Below are 18513 nucleotides of genomic sequence, written 5' to 3' on the forward strand. Positions count from 1 at the left end.
AGCCCGGGCAGGAGCCCCGGTCACCCCGTCCCGCGGGTCAGCGCACGAGCACGGTGAACTCGGCGGTGCGCACCACACCGCCGGTGGCGAAGTCCAGGTAGAGGCGGTAACGCCCCGGCCCGGGCGTGGTCAGCCAGAACTGGATCGCACCGTCCACAAGCTCCGGTTCCGGGTGGACGTGCAGGTAGCCGAGGTCACCCTCGCGCAGCGCGACCAGGTGGCCGAACGTCCCGAGGTAATGCTCCAGGGTCGGGCTGCTGCCGTCCGCGTCGGTGACCCGGAAGCTCACCGGCACGGTGAGGCCGGGCTCCGGGCTGCCCTGGTATCCCACGGTCAACTCGTCGACGGTGGTGCTGGGCGCGGGGTCGGGAAGGGCGCGTGGCGCGTACGCCCCGGGTGCGACCAGGTCCACGCCGAGGGTCGTCGCGGTCTGCCGGCCGTCGCCGGCGAGGGCCGTGAAGTCGGCGTACGCCCGCCAGATGCCCGGCTGCGGCAGGGTCAGCGGCACCGACCAGGTACCGTCGGCCGCCATGGTCGGATGCAGGTGCTGATAGCCGCTCAGGTCACGGCGTACCACGATCACGTGCATCGGCTTGTCGTGCACCACCGCGAACCGGGTCACCGGTCGACGTTGCCCGTCCTGGATGCGGAACCGCAGCTCACCTGCCTGCCCAGCGGTGAATTCAGCGGACAGCGGTACGAGGGTGTAGCCGGCACGGCTGACTGCCAGGCCACCGGCCTCGGTCGCCTCCGCCTGCCCCGCCTCGTGCGAGTGGGCACCGGTTCCCGGCGCGTGGGTGTGGCCGGTCAGCGCGCTGTCCAGCGGCCCGCTCGCCGCCACCGCTCCGCCGCTGTTGATCCGACCGAGCCCGAACCCGAGCAGTACGGCCAGCACCAGACCACCGACCACCAGCGCCAGCCGGACGGTCCCCCCATCGGGTGCCGCCGCAGCCAGGTCACCGTCACCGACCGCCACCGCAGCCTCCGGCAGATCCCCCTGCTCAGCCTGCTTCTCGTCCCCCCGCACCGACCCGAGCACGCACTTCTCCCTCCCGCTCCCCACCCACCGTAACCACCACCCCCGCCCCCTCCCCCACTCGCCCTCCCTCCCCCACACCCCACCCCACCCACTCGCGCGATCTTGCACTTTTGGTCGCCAAGACACCACCTATGCCCGATATGCCCCGACCAAAAGTGCAAGATCGCGGGGGGCGAGGGTGGGGCGGGGTGGGAGGGAGGGTGGGGGTGGGAGGGAGGGTGGGTGGGTGGGGTTAGTACTCCAACGTCACTTGGGTTCGGCGTTGGGCGTGGCGCGGGTATGAAGACGGCCACCGCGTTGATCATCGATGGTTTGTGAGGACAATCGAAGATCGTGCGGTGGCCGTGTGCCACAGCGTAGACCCTGCCGGATGGCGGGTGATCCTGGACGAGGCGGTAACGCGTGTCGCTGACCGGTTCGTGCGGGCTGAGCCCCGTCGAACTGCCGGGCAGTTCGTGGAAGGACTGCTGTCGGGCGTGGAACGCAAGACGTGCTGGTCCCTGGCGGAGCGGGCGGGTCACGACGATCCGCAGGCGATGCAGCGGCTGCTGCGCACGGCGGTGTGGGACGCCGACTCCGTCCGCGACGACGTTCGGGCTTGGCTGATCGAACAGCTCGGGCACCCCGACGCGGTGCTGGCCTGCGACGAGACCGGCTTCCTGAAGAAGGGCCTGTCCTCGGTCGGGGTGCAGCGGCAGTACACCGGCACCGCCGGTCGGATCGAGAACAGCCAGGTCGGGGTGTTCCTGGCCTACATCGCCCCGCACGGGCGGGCGATGATCGACCGTCGGCTCTACCTACCCGAGACGACCTGGTGTCAGCAGCCCGACCGCCTCACCGCCGCCGGCGTCCCCGACCAGGTCGGGTTCGCCACGAAGCCTGCGCTGGCCCGGCAGATGATCGCCGCCGCCCTGGACGCCGGAGTCCCGTTCGGGTGGGTTACCGGCGACGAGGTCTACGGCGCCGACCCCGGACTGCGCGCTGACCTCGAACACCGCGGGATCGGCTACGTCCTGGCCGTCGGCTGCGACCGACGCGTGGACGTCAACGACGGCCGCACCCTCATCCGCGTCGACGACCTCGCCGCCCGGATCCCCAGCCGCGAGTGGCAGCAGCACAGCTGCGGACCCGGGGCGAAAGGACCACGCGAGTACCTGTGGGCCTGGATCACCACCGCCACCAGCCCCGGTGAGCATCGATGTCTGCTGATCCGCCGCAACCGCAGTACCGGTGAGCTGGCCTTCTATCTGTGCTGGTCACCCCGCCCGGCGCCGCTACACACCCTCGTCACCGTCGCTGGTTCCCGCTGGAGCATTGAGGAGCTGTTCCAGACCGGCAAAGGCCAAGTCGGCCTGGACCACTACCAGGTCCGAGGCTGGACCGGCTGGCACCGCCACATCACCTTGGCCATGCTCGCCCTCGCCGTCCTGACCATTCTCGCCGCGCGGCAGCCCGACACCGACCCAGAGATCATTCCGCTGACCGTCGCCGAGATCCGCCACCTCTTCAACGCCTTCGTCCTCGCCGTGACGCTCCCACCAGAGCACATCCTGCACTGGTCGGTCTGGCGACGAACATCCCAAGCCCGAGCCCGCCGATCCCACTACCAGCGCAGACAGGCGAAGTGACGTTGGAGTATTAGGCGGTGAGGGCTAGGGCTAGGGGGAGGATGGCGGGGGCGGCGGCTCGGCGGAGTTCGCGGGTGGCCATGGTGAGGGTCCAGCCGGTTTCGACCAGGTCGTCGACGAGCAGGACCGGGCCGGTCAGGGCGGCCAGGGCAGCGGCGAGCGGGTCGGGCACGGTGAGGGTGCCGTGCAGGGCGCGTACCCGCTGGGCGCTGTTTCCGCGTGGGGCGCCGGACGGGCCGGTGAGGACCACTCGACCCAGCAGCGGGATGCGTCCGACGGCGGCGATTCGCTGCGCCAGCGAGTCGATCAGGATGGGGTGGCTTGTCGAGTCGACGGTGACCACCCCGGCCGGGCGGCTGGGCCACGGGTCGTCGCCGTGCGCCCACGCCTTGAGCACCTCGATGACGGCCGCGGCCACGTCGTCGGGCACCGGCCCGTCCGGGGTGCCGGGCCCGACCAGGCCGCGCAGCCGGTCACCCCACCCGAGGTCGGAGAGCTGGCCCACGGCCCGGCCGGGCAGCGCCTGCTCCGCCGGGGCGATCCGCCCCTTGAGGGGTACGCCGACCGCCTCAAGCCCGGTCGGCCAGAGCTTCTTCGGCGCGATCGGCACACCGGGTCGGCCGAGGAAGGTCTGTGCGGCGGTCAACGCCGCCGGTGACACCTCGGGCGTGAACAGGGGTTCGGCGCACCGGTCGCACCGGCCGCAGTCGGTGGCCCCGGCGTCGTCGAGGCACTCGCGCAGGTAACGCATCCGGCAACCGGTCGTCGAGGCGTACTCCAGCATGGCCTGTTGCTCGGCGGCGCGGGCGGTGGCGACGCGGCGCAACCGGTCGGCGTCGTAGGTCCAGGGCTCGCCGGTGGCGAGCCAGCCGCCGCGGACCCGACGGACGGCGCCGTCGACGTCGAGCACCTTGAGCATCATCTCCAGGCGGGCCCGCCGCAGGTCGACAAGTGGTTCGAGGGCCTGGGTGGAGAGCGGCCGGTCGGTGTGCAGGGCGGCGAGGACCGCGCGGACCTGCTCCTCGGGCGGGAAGGCGAGCGAGGCGAAGTACCGCCAGATGGCCACGTCCTCGACGCCGGGCAGCAGCAGCACCTCGGCGTGTTCGACGGCCCGACCGGCCCGGCCGACCTGCTGGTAGTAGGCGATCGGTGAGGGCGGGGCACCCAGGTGCACCACGAAACCGAGGTCCGGCTTGTCGAAGCCCATGCCGAGGGCGCTTGTCGCCACCAGCGCCTTGATCTTGTTGTCGAGCAGGTCCTGTTCGGCGGCGCGGCGGTCGGTGTCCTCCGCCTGCCCGGTGTACGCCGCCACCGACCAGCCCCGGGTCCGCAGGAACTCGGCGGTCTCCGTCGCCGAGGCCACGGTCAACGTGTAGATGATGCCAGAGCCCGGCAGTCGGTCCAGGTGGTCGGCGAGCCAGCCGAGCCGGTGCGCCGGGGTGGGCAGGTCGAGTACGCCCAGCCGCAACGACTCGCGGTCCAGGCTGCCCCGCAGCACCAGCACCTCGGGCCCGGGGACAGCTACCTCAGTGCCGAGTTGCTCGGCCACGTCCCGGGTCACCCGGGCGTTGGCGGTGGCCGTGGTGGCCAGCACCGGCGTGTGTGCCGGCAGGTTGCCCAGGAAGGTACGCAGCCGGCGGTAGTCCGGCCGGAAGTCGTGCCCCCAGTCGGAGACGCAGTGCGCCTCGTCGACCACCAGCAGGCCGGTGGTGGCGGCGAGTTTCGGCAGCACACCGTCGCGGAAGTCCGGATTGTTCAGCCGTTCCGGGCTGATCAGCAGCACGTCCACCGCTCCGGCGTGGATCTCCGCGGTGATCGCGTCCCACTCGTCGAGGTTCGCGGAGTTGATGGTGCGAGCCCGGATGCCGGCGCGGGCGGCGGCCTCGACCTGGTTACGCATGAGCGCCAGCAGCGGCGAGACGATCACCGTCGGCCCGGCGGGGCGGGGCTGGTCGCGCAGCAACGCGGTGGCCACGAAGTAGACGGCCGACTTGCCCCAGCCCGTACGTTGCACGCAGAGCACCCGCCGCCGGTCGACCACCAGCGCCTCGATCGCCCTCCACTGATCCTCGCGGAGCCGGGCGTGACTGCCGGCCAACCGCCGCAGCACCTCCTCGGCGCGTTCCCGGACCATGCTGCGTTCCTGGCTCATCCGGCCTTTCTACCAGCGCCCGAAGGGTCACCGGCAGCGCGGCCGCAACGGCTGGCATACGATGCCGTTCGATCAGTGAGAGAGGACGAGATGACACAGCGAACCGGCATCACCGTCACGGGCCGGCGGGTCGCGGTCACCGCGGTGGCCCTGCTCACCGTCGCTCTGGTGGCCGGCTGCGACGACGAGACGCCGCAGGCGGCGCCGCCGCCACCGGACCCGAAGCAGGAGTTGCTGGCGGCGGTGCCGACCGACGAGGACCCCGCCTTCCGCTTCACCACCAGCGACACCTCCGGCGACGTGTCCGGCGTGATCGACCCGGCGAACCAGGGTATGGACATCGACACCGTCACCAAGGACAAGGACTTCACCCTGGAGATGTCCTTCCGGATGGTCGACTCGCGGACCTGGATGAAGGTCAACTTCAAGGGTTCGAAGGACATCCAGAAGCTGATGAAGCTGCCCACCAAGTGGATGGAGATGGACCCGGCGAAGCTCGACGGTCCGGACACGCTGCCCACGTACCAGGGCACCGACCCCGGCAACGCCGAGGTGATCATTCGCGCCGCCAGCGACGTGCAGGCCGGCGAGGCCGGGTCGTACACCGGAGTGATCGACCCGACCGACCAGCCGGACCTGGCGGACGCCCTGGAGGGAATCGCCACGCTCGGCGACGCCGCCGAGCCGATCCCGTTCACCGCCGTCGTCGGCGCGGACGGCAACCTCACCACGCTCACCCTGAAGATCCCCGCCGCCGGCAAGAAGAAGGCGAGCGAGTACGTGGTGGAGTACTACGACTTCGGCACCACTCCCCCCATCGCCGCCCTCACCCCCGACGAGGCCCAGAAGGCCCCCACCTCCGCCTACGACCTCCTCAACGGCTGACCGCAGCGCGAGGTTGATCAAGAGGTTTGCGTCTGCAGGCACCCCGATCCAGACGCAAACCTCTTGATCAACGCGGGCTGAGGGGGAGGCGCGCGGGGGTCAGCGGCCCAGGACTGAGCCGCCGTTGACGCCGAGGATCTGGGCGGTGACGAAGCTGGCGGCGGGGCTGGCGAGGTAGCGGACGGATTCGGCGATGTCGTCGGGGGTGCCGGCTCGGCCGACGAGGGTCGCGGCGACCCGCTTGGCGTGGCCCTCGGGGGTCATCCGGCCGACGAAGAACTCGGTCTCCGCGACGTAGCCGGGGCTGACCACGTTGACCGTGATCTGCTCGGGCCCGAGTTCGGCCGCGAGACTGTACGCCCAGCCGTGCAGTGCCGCCTTCGCCGCCGAGTACGCGTCACCTCCGCCCCGCTGGGCGGCGATCGAACTGATCAGGATCACCCGCCCGCCGGGACGACGCAGCGCCGGTCGCAGCGCCGCGGTGAGCAGCACGGCGGTGAGCACGTTGGTGTCCAGGGTCGCCCGCCAGTTCGCGGCGATCCCGGCCAGCGTGTCGTCCTGCGCGCTGTGGAAGCCGCCTGCGTTGTTGACAAGCACGTCGACCGGCCGCCCGTCGACCGCCTCGACCACCCGGCCGATCTGCTCGGGGTCGGTGAGGTCGACACTTACCGCGCGTACCGCCTCCGGTCGGCCGGTCTCCGCCCCGATCCGTTCGGCGGTCGTCGCGAGCACCTCCGCCCGCCGGCCGAGGACCAGCACCGAGCACCCGTCGGCGACGAGCGTCCGCGCCACGGCCGCCCCGATTCCCGTACCACCGCCGCTGACCACTGCCAACCGCTCGTCCACGCCACGCTCCCCCGCGTCCCGGTGCTCCCTGGATCACGAGGCTAGCGGGCGGCGCGGTGTGCCGCCCGCCAGCCCGTGGTCAGCTCTCCCGACGCGGGCCGAGGCGCAGAGCGTTGCGCAGCAGGGCGAGCCGGGGGGCGAGACTGGCCAGGCCACCGGGGAAGAAGTAGACGGCCAGGATGAAGACGGTGCCGAGGACGAAGAGTGGCTGCGACAGCGGCCGGCTGAGGAAGGCCGGCAGCGCGTCGATCGCACCGGAACTGCCCACCGAGATCAGGCGGTGGTCCAGGTACATGTAGAGGATGCCGCCCAGTACCGGGCCCCAGCGGGTGCCAGGGCCACCGAGCACCACCATCACCAGCAGCGACAGGGTCAGCTCACTGCTGGTGATGTGCGGGGAGGCACCGCCGACGATCAGGCAGTAGACCACCCCGCCCGCCGCCGCGAGACCACCGGCCAGGGTGAAGGCGACAAGCTTGAAACGGTACGGATCGAGCCCGAGCACGCCGATGCGCCGCTCGTCGTCGCGTACCCCGGCCAGCACCCGCCCGGTCGGCGAGTTGCTGACCCGGTGCACCACGAAGACCACCACGACCAGGTACGCCAACGCCAGCCAGTACAGGTTTACCGTGTTGGCCACCCCGACCAGCCCGGACGGCACCCCGGTCACGTCCAGCGGCAGCCCCTCCTCACCACCGGTGAGCCCACCGAAGTCGCGGGCCACCAGGATCGCCCCGACCTGGGCGAAGGCCAGCGTCACCATGGCGAAGGCGATGCCGACCGTACGCAGGGCCACCGCGCCGACCAGACCGGCGAGGATGATCCCGCCGACGATCGCCAGCGGCGCGGCCTGCCAGAGCGGCAACCCGACCCGGGTGATCAGGATGTCGGTGCCGTACACCCCGGCGGCGAAGTAGAGGGCGTGCCCGAAGGAGAGCATCCCGGTCCGCCCGAACAGCAGGTCGTAGCCGGCCGCCAGGCCACCGAAGACCAGGCAGACGGCGAGCAGTTGCAGGGTGCCGGGCGAGTTCAGCGCGCCCTCGAAGACGCCCGGCAGGTGCAGCGTCGAGTACGGCAGGATCAGCGCCACGGCCAGCACGACCAGGGGCAGGAACGGGCGCAGCCGGGACCAGCCGGTCGACTCCGACGGCACCGCCGCCGCAGGTGCCGTGACCTCGGGACTCTTGACCTCGGTCATGCCGTAGCCACCTTTCCGGCGATGCCCTGCGGGCGCAGCAGCAGCACCACGGCCAGCAGCGCGACCACGCAGATGTCGCCCAGCCCGGAGGTGCCGTAGTAGTTGACGAACTGTTGCAGCAGCCCGACCGCGACCGCCGCGTACGCGGACCCGACGACCGAGCCCATGCCGCCGATGACCACCACGATGAACGCGAAGATCAGCAGCGAGCCGCCCTGCTGGGGTGAGACGGTGCCGAAGTAGACGCTGCCCAGCGCGCCGGCCAGCGCCGCCGCCGCGCCACCGATGGCGAAGACCAGGGTGAACGCCTTGCGGACGTCGATGCCCAGCGCGGTCACCATCTCCCGGTTCTCCACCCCGGCCCGGATGATCAGGCCGTAGCGGGTCCACTGGAGGAAGGCCAGGATCGCGGCGAGCACCAGCACCGCGGCGACGATCAGCAGCAACCCCCCGTTGGGTACCTGTGCACCGAGGATCGTCGTCACCTGCCGGGTCCACTCCGGACGCGGGAACGGCCGGGCGTCGGCACCCCAGGTGGCCTGCAACAACGCCACTCCGGCCAGGGAGAGGCCGACGGTGACCAGCACCTGCTCGATGGTGCGGGAGTAGAGCGGCCGGATCAGCACCAGCTCGACCAGCACCGCCATCAGCGTGCCGGCGGCCACCCCGAAGGCGACCGCGACCACGAAACCGAAGCCGTCGGACCCGGCGCCGGGCAGGTTCCCCGCCGCCCACCAGGTCGCGTACGCCCCGACGCCGAGGAACAGCCCGTGCGCGAAGTTGAGCACGTCGGCCAGGCCGAAGACCAGTGACAGGCCGGAGGCCACCAGGAAGTAGAGCGCCGCCAGACCGAGCCCGGTCAGCGTCAACAGGATGACCGCGTCCATCAGTGCCCGTCCTTCCGTCCGGCGCCGGGCGCGGCGTGATGGCTGCCGGGCGCGGCGTGGTGCCCCTCGACCGAGCCGACGCCGAGCAGCGACCGGGTCAGCTCGGTCTCCGCCAGCAGCCGCTGGGCGTCGCCGGTCCAGGCCACCTGGCCGGCGGCCAGCACCACCGCGTCGCGGGCCAGCCGCCGGACCACGGCCAGGTTCTGCTCCACCAGCAGCACCGGCACGGATTCGGCGACCCGCGCCAAAACCTCGGCCACCTCGGTCACCACCTTCGGTGCCAACCCCTTGGTCGGCTCGTCGACCAGCAGCAGCCGGTTGTCGTTGATCAGCACCCGGCCGATGGCGAGCATCTGCTGCTGCCCACCGGAAAGCGAACCGGCCCGCTGCCGGGACCGTCGCTGCAACTCGGGAAAGAGCGCGAAGACCCGGTCGTACGCCGGGGTGCTGCCGCGCCGTTCGGCGAGCCGCAGGTTCTCCGCGACGGTGAGTCCGGCGAAGACGCACCGGTCCTCCGGCACGTAGCCGAGCCCGCCGCGCACCAGCCGGTGTGTCGGTTGGCCGAGCAGCGTCGCCGACTGCATCCGGACGGTGCCGCGTACCTCGCCGTTGCGGGGGGTCAGCCCGACCAGGGCGCGCAGCGTGGTGGTCTTGCCGACGCCGTTGCGGCCGAGCAGCACGGTGACCCCGGTCGGCGCGACCGTGAACGACACCCCTTGCAGGATGTGCAGTCCGGCGATCCGTACCGACAGGTCCTGCACTGCCAAGATCGGCTCCATCAGAGCTCCTCCCCCAGGTAGGCCTCTTGCACCGTCGGGTTGGCCATCACCGTCTCCGGGGTGTCGCAGGCCAGCAGGGCACCGTGGTGCATCACGGCGATCCGGTCGGCCAGTTCGAGGATCACGTCCATGTGGTGCTCGACCATCAGCACCGACCGACCGCTGTCGCCGGTCAACGAGCGGATGACCTGGACCAGTTCCGGCACGTCCTCGGCGCTGACCCCGGCCATCGGTTCGTCGAGCAGCATCACCCGTGGTTCGCCGGCCAGCAGCAGCGCGATCTCCAGCTTGCGCTTCTCGCCGTGCGCGAGGGTGCCGGCCAACGCCGTACCCCGGTGGGTGAGGCCGACCCGGTCCAGCGCCGCGTCGGCGGCGGCGGCCACCTCCCGGTCGGCCACCGCCCGCCGCCACAGCTTCATCGAGCCCCCGCGGTGTGCCTGCACAGCGAGCCGGACGTTCTCCCGCACGCTCAGCGAGCCGAAGACCGAGGACGCCTGGAAGGTACGCCCCAGGCCGAGCCGGGCCCGCCGGTGCGGCGGCAGGGTGGAGATGTCCTGCCCGTCCAGGGTGACCTGGCCCTCGGTGGGCCGACGCAGGCCGGTGATCAGGTTGAACAGTGAGGTCTTGCCGGCGCCGTTGGGCCCGATCACGCCGAGGAACTCCCCGGGTGCCAGGTCGATGTCGACGGCGTCGACGATGGCGACCTCACCGATCCGCCAGGTCAGACCGCGGGTGGCGAGCATGGCGTACCTCAGCCCTTCATCGCCTGGACCGGCGGCGCGGCCTCGTCACCGGTGAGTGCCTTCTGGGCGGTGGCGGTGAAGGTGTCGCCGCTGCCGGTCAGGCTCGCCTGGTACATCGGCTGGAGCAGGGCGTGGTCCTCGGCGCGGATGGTCATGGTGCCCTTCACGCCCTCGAAGCTCCAGCCCTCCAGCGCGGTGATCATCTTCTCGACGTCGTCGCCGCCCTCCTGCACGGCCCGCACCACCATCTGGGCTGCGGCGAAGCCGTCCGGGTGGAACAGGTCGAGGGTGCCACCGGGGATCTTCGCCTTCGCGGCCTTGGCCGCCTCGGTGTCGCTGGCCCCGTCGAAGTAGTGCGACAGGAAGGAGATCTTGGTGCCGGCCGCGCCGAAGGTGGGCCAGGAGGCGCGGATGTCCAGGCCGGTGACGACCGTGGTGGAGCTCAGTACGCCCTGCTGGTCCAGCGTCTGCCACATCGCCGGGGCGGTGGTGCCGGCCCAGGCGACGAAGAGCAGGTCCGGCTTGGCGGACTTGATCTGGCTGGCGAACGGAGTGAACTCGGTGGCGCTGGCCGGTGCCCGGACCGCGCTGACGGTCGCCCCGGCACCCCCGATGATCTCCTTCACCGCCGCCTCGTTGGCGTCACCGAACGCGCCGTCCTGGGCGAACACCACGACCTTCTTGCCGGTCGGGTCACCGATGAACGACCTGGCGGTCACCACGTCCTGGTACGACTGCCGGCCGGAGCGGAAGGTGTACTTGTTCACGCCGGTAACCGCGTCGGTGGCGGCCGGGCCGGAGATGAACAGCACCTTGTTCTGGGCGGCGATCGGGGCGACCTGAAGCGCCACACCGGACGCTGTCGAGCCAGCGATGATCTTGTTGCCCTTGCCGATCAGATCCTTCGCCGCGGAGACCGCCTTCGCCGGGTCACCGGCGTCGTCGACCTCGGTGATCTCGATCGCCCGGTCGCCGACCTTGTTGGTGCCGCCGGTGGCGAAGTCCAGACCGGCCCGGAACCCTTCGATGTACTGCTTTCCGTAACTGGCCAGCGCACCCGACTGGGAGTAGACCAGGCCAACCTTCACCGGCGCGGCGCTGTCGCCACCGCCGTTGGCGGTGTCCTGCGGGCTGCCACAGGCCGTGGCGACCATCGTCGCGGCCATCATCGTTGCGGCGGACAGGAACACCCGCCGTGTCGTCCGGACCGTCATTGCGACTCCACGTGAGGACTCAGAGGGAGGGAAACCTTATGTGTCGGCTCACGCTAGAAGTGACGTCACCCACGGGCTATGTGGCGGAAGCACACAAGTCGCCAGAGGTGGGTGGCTTCCGGTTACAGCGATGACGGTGAGGCAGTGACCCGTCGGCGAAACCATGGCCCAACCTCCCACGGCCAAGCCCCACCCTGTGTCGCCCTCCCCCACCACCCGGTGCGGAGACGCAACACCCCCCGTGGAGTGGAGTCGACCTTGGCCGACCACAACCTGGTCAAAGGCGGTGCGTTCCTGGTCGCGGCGTGCGGGCCGGCGCTGGTCGGCCTCGCGCTGACGTTCGGCATCATCACGGAGAACATGATCACGGGCTAGTTCAGCGGCGAACCTCAGCAATTGGTCCGCACCTGACCGTCCGGTGAATCCTCGGGATTTCGATTTCCGCAGTTCGGGATCGGTTGAAATCAGAGGATTGTCTGGTGCGCCGGTTCCTTCGTCACCCCGTACGGCTGGTGCCGCTCGCTTTCCTCCTGGCGATCGGAATCGGCACCGGTCTGCTGATGCTGCCGTCGATGACGGTCCGCCACGAGGCGGCGCCGACGCTCACCGCACTGTTCACCGCCACCTCGGCGATCTCGGTCACCGGGCTGGCCGTCGTGGACACACCGGGATTCTGGTCCACCCCCGGCCTGATCGTGATCACGGTGCTCACGCAGATCGGCGGGTTGGGCATCCTCACCGGCGCCGCGCTGGTGATCCTGACGGTGTCCCGGCGGCTCGGTCTGCACAACCGGATGCTGGTGCAGGCAGAAACGCTGGAGTACGGGATCGGCAACCTCCGTCGCCTGCTGCTGCACATCGGGGGGACGGTGCTGGTCTGCGAGACGGTGATGACGGCCATCGTCACCGCGCGGCTCTGGCTGGGCTACGACTACCCGCTGGGGCGTGCCCTGTGGTCGGGCGGCTTCCACGCCATCCAGGCGTTCAACAACTCCGGCTTCTCGCTCTACCCGCACGGCCTGCTGTCCTTCTCCCGCGACCCGTGGGTGAGCCTGCCGTTGGCGCTCGGCAGCATCATCGGCGGCCTCGGATTTCCAGCCCTGTTCGAGGCGGCCCGCGAGTGGCGCCGACCGACCCGGTGGGCGGTCGCCACCAAGTTGACCATCTGGGGCAGCGCCGCTCTGGTCGGCCTCGGTTTCCTGACGTTCCTGCTGATCGAGTGGGGCAACGCCCGGACCATCGGCCAGTACGCCGTCACCGACAAGCTGCTCGCCGCGTTCACCCAGATTGCGCTGTCGCGTACCGGCGGGATCGAGGTGGTGTCCACCACCGGCCTGCGGGAGGAGAGTTATCCGCTGCTGACCGGATTGATGTTCATCGGTGGTGGCAGCGCGAGTACCGCCGGAGGCATCAAGGTCACCACCTTCTTCCTGCTCGCCTTCGTCATCTGGGCGGAGATCCGGGGCGAGCCGGACGTCACGGTCGGGCACCGGCGGGTGGCCACCGCCAGCCAGCGGCAGGCGGTCACGGTCAGCCTGCTCAGCGTCGCGATCGTGGCCGTCGGCACCTCCCTGCTGATCGCCGTGACCAACAAGGTGCCGTTCCACTCGGCGCTGTTCGAGATCACCTCGGCGTTCAGCACCACCGGTCTGTCGGCCGGCGTGACGTCGGCCCTGCCTGACAGCGGCCTTCTCCTGCTGACCGTGCTGATGTACATCGGCCGGGTCGGTCCGCTCACGCTCGGCTCGGCGATCGCCCTGAACACCCGTCACCGGCTCTACCGCTATCCAGAGGAGCAACCCATTGTCGGCTAGCAAACCGGACACGGATGGCATCGCCGTGATCGGCCTCGGCCGGTTCGGCTCCCGGCTGGCCGAATCGCTGAGCGCTCTCGGTCACGAAGTGCTCGCCATCGATCGTGATTCCCGGCGGGTGCAGAAATGGTCGGCCCTGCTCGACCAGGTGGCGCAGGCCGATTCCACCGACGGCCAGGCGTTACGCCAACTCGGGGTGGCCGACCTGAACCGGGTCGTCGTGGCCATCGGCGCTTCCCTGGAGTCCAGCGTGCTCACCGTGCTCGCGCTTGTCGAGTTGGGCGTGCCGCAGATCTGGGCGCGGGCCACCTCGACGCAGCATTCGAAGATCCTGTCAGCGGTCGGCGCGCAACACGTGATCTTTCCCGAGAAGGAGACCGGCGAGCGAATGGCCCATCTGATCGCCAGCCGGATGCTCGACTTCATGGAGTTCGGTGACGCCTTCGCCATCGCGAAGATGCACGTGCCCGCCCCGATGGCTGGGCATCGTGTCAGCGAACAGCAACTGCTCGACCGCTACGGGATACGGATCATCGGGGTCAAGCGGCCAGCCGAGCAGCGCTATCGCTACGTCTCCGACAGCCTGCTGCTCGGCCCCGACGACATCGTCATCGTCGAGGGAACCATCGATCAGGTTCAGGCTTTCGCTTCGCTGACCTGACCCCGATCGCTCAGGCTTTCCTGCCGGGTGGCGTCTTCGGCTTGCCCCGCTTGGCCGCCTTTGTCTTCTCCGGCTTCCCCTTCGCCGGAGTCCCCTTGGCCTGCTGCTCCTTCTTGTCGGGGCCCTTCTTCTTGGCAGGGGTGTCCTTCTTGCCCGGCTCGGCCTTCTTGCCCGGCTTGGCCTTCTCCGGCTTGGTCTTCGCCTTGTCCGAGCCACCGGAACCGGCCTTGCCGCCGGCCGCCTTCACCGGCTTCGGGGTCGGTGCGCTGCCGGCGATGCCGGACACCTGCACCCCGCACTGCTCGTCACCCAGGCGGAACTCCACCGGCAGCGGATTCGTCCCGGTGTACGTCCCGGTCAGGCGCAACTTCTCGGTCGCGCCGGGTTTCAGGGCGGGATGCTCCGGGGCGGCCTGGACCGCGACCGCGTGCCCCTGTTGGCGGGCCGGCACGGGGCTCGCCCCGGTCACCTGCTGCCCACCGGGGAAGGCGAACCGGACCGTCCAGTCCCGCAGTTCGCGGTCGCCGGTGTTGGTCAGGCTCAACTCGGCGGTGAAGTCCTTGCCGGAGTCCTTGCGCAGCGCGTACGACACCTGGCACGGAATCCGGTCCTCGCCGCCCATCCGAGCCTGGGTGGGCTGGTCGATGCCGCCGCTGGCCGGGCTGCGCGAGGTGACTCCCCACACCGCCGCGGTGACGGCCATCAGCGCGACGGCGGCCACCCCCGCCTCGACCCGACGTCGACGGTCCCGCCGCCGAGCGGTGCGCAGACCCGTCAGCGGCAGCGCATCCGTCGCCACCGACCAGGGCAGGATGGTGGTACCGGCGCTGGCCAGCAGCATCGGATCGGTTCGCTGGTCGGCCAGCGACACCGGCACGGCCGGGATCTTGCCGACCGCTTCGGCGAGGGTAAGGGCCAGCTCGGCCGTACCGGGCCGGTCCACCGGGCGCTTGGCCAGGCAGCGGTGCACCAGCTCGGCGACCCCGGCGGGCAACTCCGGCACCGCCGGCATGGGTTCCGGTTCGCGGTACATGTGCGCCCGCAACATCTGGGTGGTCGTTTCGGCCTGCCAGGGCAGCCGGCCGGTCAGCATCCGGTAGAGCAGCAGGCCCACCGCGTACACGTCGGTGGCGGGGCTGACCTGACCGTTGTCGAGGCGTTCCGGGGCGAGGTAGGCGGGCGTGCCGAGCAGTGTGCCGTCCGCGCTCTTCTCGCTCTCCCCCACCAACGCCGAGATGCCGAAGTCGACCACCTTCACGCCGGTCGCGGTGAGCATCACGTTGCCGGGGGTCACGTCGCGGTGCACCACGCCACGGGCGTGCGCAGTGGCCAGCGCGGAGGCGACCTCGGCCGCGATCGTCACCGCCTCCCGCCAGGGCAGGACGCCCACGCCGGAGAGCCGGGCGGTCAGCGGCGCGCCGTCGATCAACTCCATCACCACGTACGGCACGGTCAGGCCGACCTGCTGGGACTCGCCGTAGTCGTACACGTTTGTGATGTTGGGGTGGCAGAGCCGGGCGGCGGCCTGGGCCTCGCTGCGGATCCGGTGGCGGAACGCCCGGTCGCTGGCCAGCCGGGACGCCAGGACCTTGACCGCGACCTGCCGGCCCAGCACCTCGTCGTAGCCACGCCAGACGACGGACATCCCGCCCGTGCCCAGTTGCTCGATCAACCGGTACCGCTCACCAAGCAGCTGCGCGCCCCTGCGTACCTCTGCACCCATGGTCGGCCTTGTTGCCCGAAGCGAACCCCGCTACACCTTTCTGAGCGGATTCGGTCACCGATGTCACCCGATCAGGCGGTGGCGAGCAGTTGGTCCACCGGCGCGTAGTCGTCGGTGAGCACCAGCGCGTCACCGACGAAGTCGGTCAGGTCCCCGCCGCTGAGCAGGCTGACCGGCTCGTTGTCGGCGTCCAGTCGGGCGCGGAGCGCGGCCAGCGGCAACGGCGCGTCGGAGGCGACGATGAGGAAGTTCGCGCCCCGCTCGCCGGCCAGCGCCTCCGGCGGGGCGACCAGCGCGACATGCCGGAACTCGGCGGCGACGGTGGCCACCTCGCTGCGGATGAACCGCAGCGGCGGATAGTCGATCACGTTCTGCACGTACACCCCGCCGGGGCGGACGACGCGCCTGATGTCGGCGGCCATCTCCCGGGTGGCCAGGTGCCAGGGCACCACCAGATGCCCGAACGCGTCACCGACCACGAAATCCCGGCTGTCCGTCGCCTGCCGGGCCGTCCACAGCCGGGCGTCGCCCACCATCACCTCGAGATCCGGCCCCTGGCGTACGCCGAGGTGCTGCTCGCCCAGGGCGACCAGCCCGCCGTCGAGCTCGAAGACCAGGTTGTCGGTGCCGGGCCGGGTGGCGGTCAGGTAGCGCGGCACGGTGAACCCGCCCCCGCCCAGGTGCAGTGCGTCGAGCCGCTGCCCCTCGGGGGCCATCACGTCGGCCACCGCCCCGATCCACCGGGTGTACGCGTACTCCAGGTGGGTCGGGTCGGCGAGATCCACGTACGAGTGCTGGGCCGAGTTGAGCAGCAGCGTCCGCCCGCTCTCGCGGCCGGGATCGGTTTCGACCCTTGCGCAGTGGTACGCGGTCTCCACGTCGCACGGGTTCGGCGCGACCATGGTCAGCCCCGCGCCGACCAGGCCGAGCACCGCCAACGCGGCCTTGACCCGGGCCGGGCCGGGCAGCGTCGCCCGGTCCTGGCGGTGCAGGTACACGCCGAGGGCGATGCCGGTGATGCCGAGCGAGGCGGCGAGCCCGAACAGGATGACCGTGCTGGGCAGCGCGGCGACCAGCACGAACCCGGTGACCAGGGTCGCCGTGACCGCACCCAGCGTGCCGATACCGGAGAGCCGACCGACCACCTGGCCGGTGCGGCGCAGGTCAGCGAGTTGCAGCTTGACCACCAGCGGGGTGACCGCGGACAGCAGCATCGCGGGGGCGAACACGGCCACCGCGACCAGCAGCAGGATCGCGCTGGCGGTGTCACCCTTGAGCACCTCGCCCGCGTAGCGCACCGCCGGCAGGGTGATCGCGGTGGCGATGCCGGAGAGCACCAGGGCCGGGGCCAGCAGCGTACGCGGATTGCGCTTGTCGGCCAGCCAGCCACCCGCCCAGGCCCCGTACGCGATGGCGGCCAACGCGATGCCGATGACCGAGCTGGTCACCTGAAGCGTCACCCCGACGTACGGCCCGACCAGGCGCAGCGCGGCGGTCTCCAGGACCAGGACGGCACCGCTGGAGTAGAAGACCAGAAACGCGGCGAGCCCGCTGGGCAGCGCCCGTGGGGTCGCCGGTTCGGCCGACGCGGTGGGTGCCGCGACGTCAGGTGATGGAGAGTTCATCGTGGCGATGGTACGCAGCCCGTAGACGGCCGCGGGTCAGTACATCGAGAGATGAACATGGTTCGTGTGGTCTGCGGCGGGACTGCCGCTGCCGCCGTACGCTCGCCAGCCGGTGCCCGGATGCCAGATCTGCCGGTACCAGATGACGTACAGCACACCGAGCCGGTCGGCGTTGCGTACGTGCCAGGCGGCCAGGCTGTCCCCGTACGCCTTGTCCCCGCCGGTGGCCGTGCGGTTCTCGAAGCCGTTGGTGGCGGCGGAGAAGTCACAGGCCCGACCCTTGGGATGCTCGCCGGAACCACCGCTGCGGTAGCAGGAGACGTACCGCTTGTATCCGGCGGCCTTGGTCTGCTGAAGCGCGTGCAGGGTGCGTGGCGTGATGCAGCCGGAGGTGGTCGGGTCGTTCACCGAGCAGGACTCGGACGGCCAGGAGCCGTTGGCGTTGCGCGGCGCCGGCTTGGCCGACGTGGCGCTGCCGCCGCTGAAGCCGCCGCTGGTACCCGAGCTGACCGCGGCCAGCGCCGCCTCGGTCTCCTTCTTCTTCTTCGCGATCACGGCGAGCTGCTTGGTCTGCTCCCGCACCTCGGCGTTGATCGCGAGCTTGGCCTGCCGGGCCTGCTCGCGGGCCTCGGTCAGCTCGCGCACCCGACGGCCGTCCCGCTGGGCCATCATGTCGAGGCTGGCGGCCCGCTGCACGAACGCCTCCGGGGTGCCGCTGTCCAGCAGCGCGGCGGCGGCACTGAGCCGACCGATCCGGTACGACTGTGCGGCCACCTCACCGACCATCACGCTCAGCTCGGACAGTCGCCCCTCCAGCTCGGACAGCTCCTTGGCCATCTTCTTCTGACGCTTCTTGGAGCTGTCGAGCTTGCGCTTGGCCTCGATGTGCGCCTTGGCAGTGGCCTCCAAGGTGTCCCGCAGCTTCTTGCTGCCCCCCTCGTTGGGCTCGGCGTACGCCGGGACGGCACCGACGCCGAGCAGCAACGCCACGGCGGCGAGCAGGGTGATCAGCGGCCGATGTAAGCGCCGCCGCACGGGCATGGACCTGCGCACGAAAGCATCCTTTCGTCGTCCGCCGGCCCCCCGGTGAGATCACTGCGCGGCGGCGGCCCCCGCCGGCGCCGATCGGCGGCCTGCTGGCGGTAGACCGCCGGTCAGAATACCGGAACCGCCCTCCCCGACCAGTCCCCCGACCCCCACACCCGTCAATAACCCACCCACCGTAACCCTCACCTAACCCTCCGCCCACCACCCCCCGCGCCAACCCGCCGGCCCGACCCGCAGCCCGACCTGCCGCGTGATCAAAGATTTGGTCGAGC

The 18513-nt window shown here is 70.8% G+C and carries 15 protein-coding genes; 4 read left to right on the top strand and 11 right to left on the bottom strand.

Going from position 1 to position 18513, the window contains the following annotated elements; genetic code table 11:
• Positions 1 to 37 precede the first annotated feature (37 nt).
• Positions 38 to 1039: a hypothetical protein gene (locus VAB18032_RS26540; RefSeq protein WP_013736013.1), complete on the bottom strand. Its 1002-nt coding sequence runs from the start codon at positions 1037 to 1039 to the stop codon at positions 38 to 40.
• Positions 1040 to 1383: 344 nt separating this feature from the next.
• Between VAB18032_RS26540 and VAB18032_RS26545 the strand changes: the two genes are divergently transcribed.
• Complete coding sequence (locus VAB18032_RS26545) at positions 1384 to 2667, top strand: IS701 family transposase (protein WP_415877999.1); 1284 nt, start codon at positions 1384 to 1386, stop codon at positions 2665 to 2667.
• A 10-nt stretch (positions 2668 to 2677) separates the two neighbouring features.
• Here the strand turns inward: VAB18032_RS26545 and VAB18032_RS26550 are convergent, their stop codons facing one another.
• Positions 2678 to 4819: a RecQ family ATP-dependent DNA helicase gene (locus VAB18032_RS26550; RefSeq protein ID WP_013736014.1), complete on the bottom strand. Its 2142-nt coding sequence runs from the start codon at positions 4817 to 4819 to the stop codon at positions 2678 to 2680.
• Positions 4820 to 4909: 90 nt separating this feature from the next.
• Between VAB18032_RS26550 and VAB18032_RS26555 the strand changes: the two genes are divergently transcribed.
• Positions 4910 to 5704, top strand: coding sequence for a hypothetical protein (locus VAB18032_RS26555; RefSeq protein ID WP_013736015.1), 795 nt, complete (start codon positions 4910 to 4912; stop codon positions 5702 to 5704).
• Between the two features lie 99 nt (positions 5705 to 5803).
• Here VAB18032_RS26555 and VAB18032_RS26560 read toward each other — a convergent pair whose 3' ends face one another.
• The 6 genes from VAB18032_RS26560 to VAB18032_RS26585 all read right to left on the bottom strand — a co-directional run bounded on the left by VAB18032_RS26560 (position 5804) and on the right by VAB18032_RS26585 (position 11371).
• Entirely contained in the window at positions 5804 to 6550 is a 747-nt protein-coding gene (locus tag VAB18032_RS26560) for an SDR family NAD(P)-dependent oxidoreductase (RefSeq protein ID WP_043721990.1), read from the bottom strand.
• A gap of 79 nt (positions 6551 to 6629) precedes the next feature.
• Entirely contained in the window at positions 6630 to 7748 is a 1119-nt protein-coding gene (locus VAB18032_RS26565) for a branched-chain amino acid ABC transporter permease (protein ID WP_013736017.1), read from the bottom strand.
• The gene (locus tag VAB18032_RS26570; RefSeq protein ID WP_013736018.1) at positions 7745 to 8635 is read right to left on the bottom strand and encodes a branched-chain amino acid ABC transporter permease; all 891 of its coding nucleotides are present in this window, start codon (positions 8633 to 8635) and stop codon (positions 7745 to 7747) included. Before VAB18032_RS26570 ends, VAB18032_RS26565 begins: the two co-directional genes overlap by 4 nt.
• Positions 8635 to 9414: an ABC transporter ATP-binding protein gene (locus tag VAB18032_RS26575; protein ID WP_013736019.1), complete on the bottom strand. Its 780-nt coding sequence runs from the start codon at positions 9412 to 9414 to the stop codon at positions 8635 to 8637. The genes VAB18032_RS26570 and VAB18032_RS26575 overlap by 1 nt, the downstream gene beginning before the upstream one ends.
• A complete protein-coding gene (locus VAB18032_RS26580; RefSeq protein ID WP_013736020.1) occupies positions 9414 to 10157 on the bottom strand; it encodes an ABC transporter ATP-binding protein in 744 nt (247 codons plus the stop codon). Before VAB18032_RS26580 ends, VAB18032_RS26575 begins: the two co-directional genes overlap by 1 nt.
• An 8-nt stretch (positions 10158 to 10165) precedes the next feature.
• A complete protein-coding gene (locus VAB18032_RS26585) occupies positions 10166 to 11371 on the bottom strand; it encodes a substrate-binding domain-containing protein (RefSeq protein WP_043721991.1) in 1206 nt (401 codons plus the stop codon).
• Between the two features lie 479 nt (positions 11372 to 11850).
• On the opposite strand from VAB18032_RS26585, the gene VAB18032_RS26590 reads away from it, so the two are divergent.
• Positions 11851 to 13185, top strand: a complete 1335-nt coding sequence (locus tag VAB18032_RS26590; RefSeq protein WP_013736023.1) for a TrkH family potassium uptake protein — start codon at positions 11851 to 11853, stop codon at positions 13183 to 13185.
• Complete coding sequence (locus tag VAB18032_RS26595) at positions 13175 to 13846, top strand: potassium channel family protein (protein ID WP_013736024.1); 672 nt, start codon at positions 13175 to 13177, stop codon at positions 13844 to 13846. Before VAB18032_RS26590 ends, VAB18032_RS26595 begins: the two co-directional genes overlap by 11 nt.
• 10 nt (positions 13847 to 13856) lie before the next feature.
• On the opposite strand, the gene VAB18032_RS26600 is transcribed toward VAB18032_RS26595, so the two are convergent.
• The 3 genes from VAB18032_RS26600 to VAB18032_RS26610 all read right to left on the bottom strand — a co-directional run bounded on the left by VAB18032_RS26600 (position 13857) and on the right by VAB18032_RS26610 (position 18235).
• Positions 13857 to 15569, bottom strand: a complete 1713-nt coding sequence (locus VAB18032_RS26600; RefSeq protein ID WP_013736025.1) for a serine/threonine-protein kinase — start codon at positions 15567 to 15569, stop codon at positions 13857 to 13859.
• A 71-nt stretch (positions 15570 to 15640) separates the two neighbouring features.
• Positions 15641 to 17194 (bottom strand): fused MFS/spermidine synthase, encoded by a 1554-nt coding sequence (locus tag VAB18032_RS26605; RefSeq protein ID WP_013736026.1) that lies wholly within the window; start codon positions 17192 to 17194, stop codon positions 15641 to 15643.
• A gap of 36 nt (positions 17195 to 17230) precedes the next feature.
• Complete coding sequence (locus VAB18032_RS26610) at positions 17231 to 18235, bottom strand: coiled-coil domain-containing protein (protein ID WP_013736027.1); 1005 nt, start codon at positions 18233 to 18235, stop codon at positions 17231 to 17233.
• Between the last annotated feature and the right edge of the window lie 278 nt (positions 18236 to 18513).

This window comes from Micromonospora maris AB-18-032, assembly GCF_000204155.1.
GTDB classification, from domain to species: domain Bacteria; phylum Actinomycetota; class Actinomycetes; order Mycobacteriales; family Micromonosporaceae; genus Micromonospora; species Micromonospora gifhornensis.

Excerpts from the sequence above, each read along its gene's own strand:
- VAB18032_RS26610 (WP_013736027.1), bottom strand. The coding sequence starts at position 18,235 with ATGCCCGTGCGGCGGCGCTTACATCGGCCGCTGATCACCCTGCTCGCC.
- VAB18032_RS26570 (WP_013736018.1), bottom strand. The coding sequence starts at position 8,635 with ATGGACGCGGTCATCCTGTTGACGCTGACCGGGCTCGGTCTGGCGGCG.
- VAB18032_RS26580 (WP_013736020.1), bottom strand. The coding sequence starts at position 10,157 with ATGCTCGCCACCCGCGGTCTGACCTGGCGGATCGGTGAGGTCGCCATC.
- VAB18032_RS26585 (WP_043721991.1), bottom strand. The coding sequence starts at position 11,371 with ATGACGGTCCGGACGACACGGCGGGTGTTCCTGTCCGCCGCAACGATG.
- VAB18032_RS26575 (WP_013736019.1), bottom strand. The coding sequence starts at position 9,414 with ATGGAGCCGATCTTGGCAGTGCAGGACCTGTCGGTACGGATCGCCGGA.
- VAB18032_RS26600 (WP_013736025.1), bottom strand. The coding sequence starts at position 15,569 with ATGGGTGCAGAGGTACGCAGGGGCGCGCAGCTGCTTGGTGAGCGGTAC.
- VAB18032_RS26555 (WP_013736015.1), top strand. The coding sequence starts at position 4,910 with ATGACACAGCGAACCGGCATCACCGTCACGGGCCGGCGGGTCGCGGTC.
- VAB18032_RS26605 (WP_013736026.1), bottom strand. The coding sequence starts at position 17,194 with ATGAACTCTCCATCACCTGACGTCGCGGCACCCACCGCGTCGGCCGAA.
- VAB18032_RS26565 (WP_013736017.1), bottom strand. The coding sequence starts at position 7,748 with ATGACCGAGGTCAAGAGTCCCGAGGTCACGGCACCTGCGGCGGCGGTG.
- VAB18032_RS26550 (WP_013736014.1), bottom strand. The coding sequence starts at position 4,819 with ATGAGCCAGGAACGCAGCATGGTCCGGGAACGCGCCGAGGAGGTGCTG.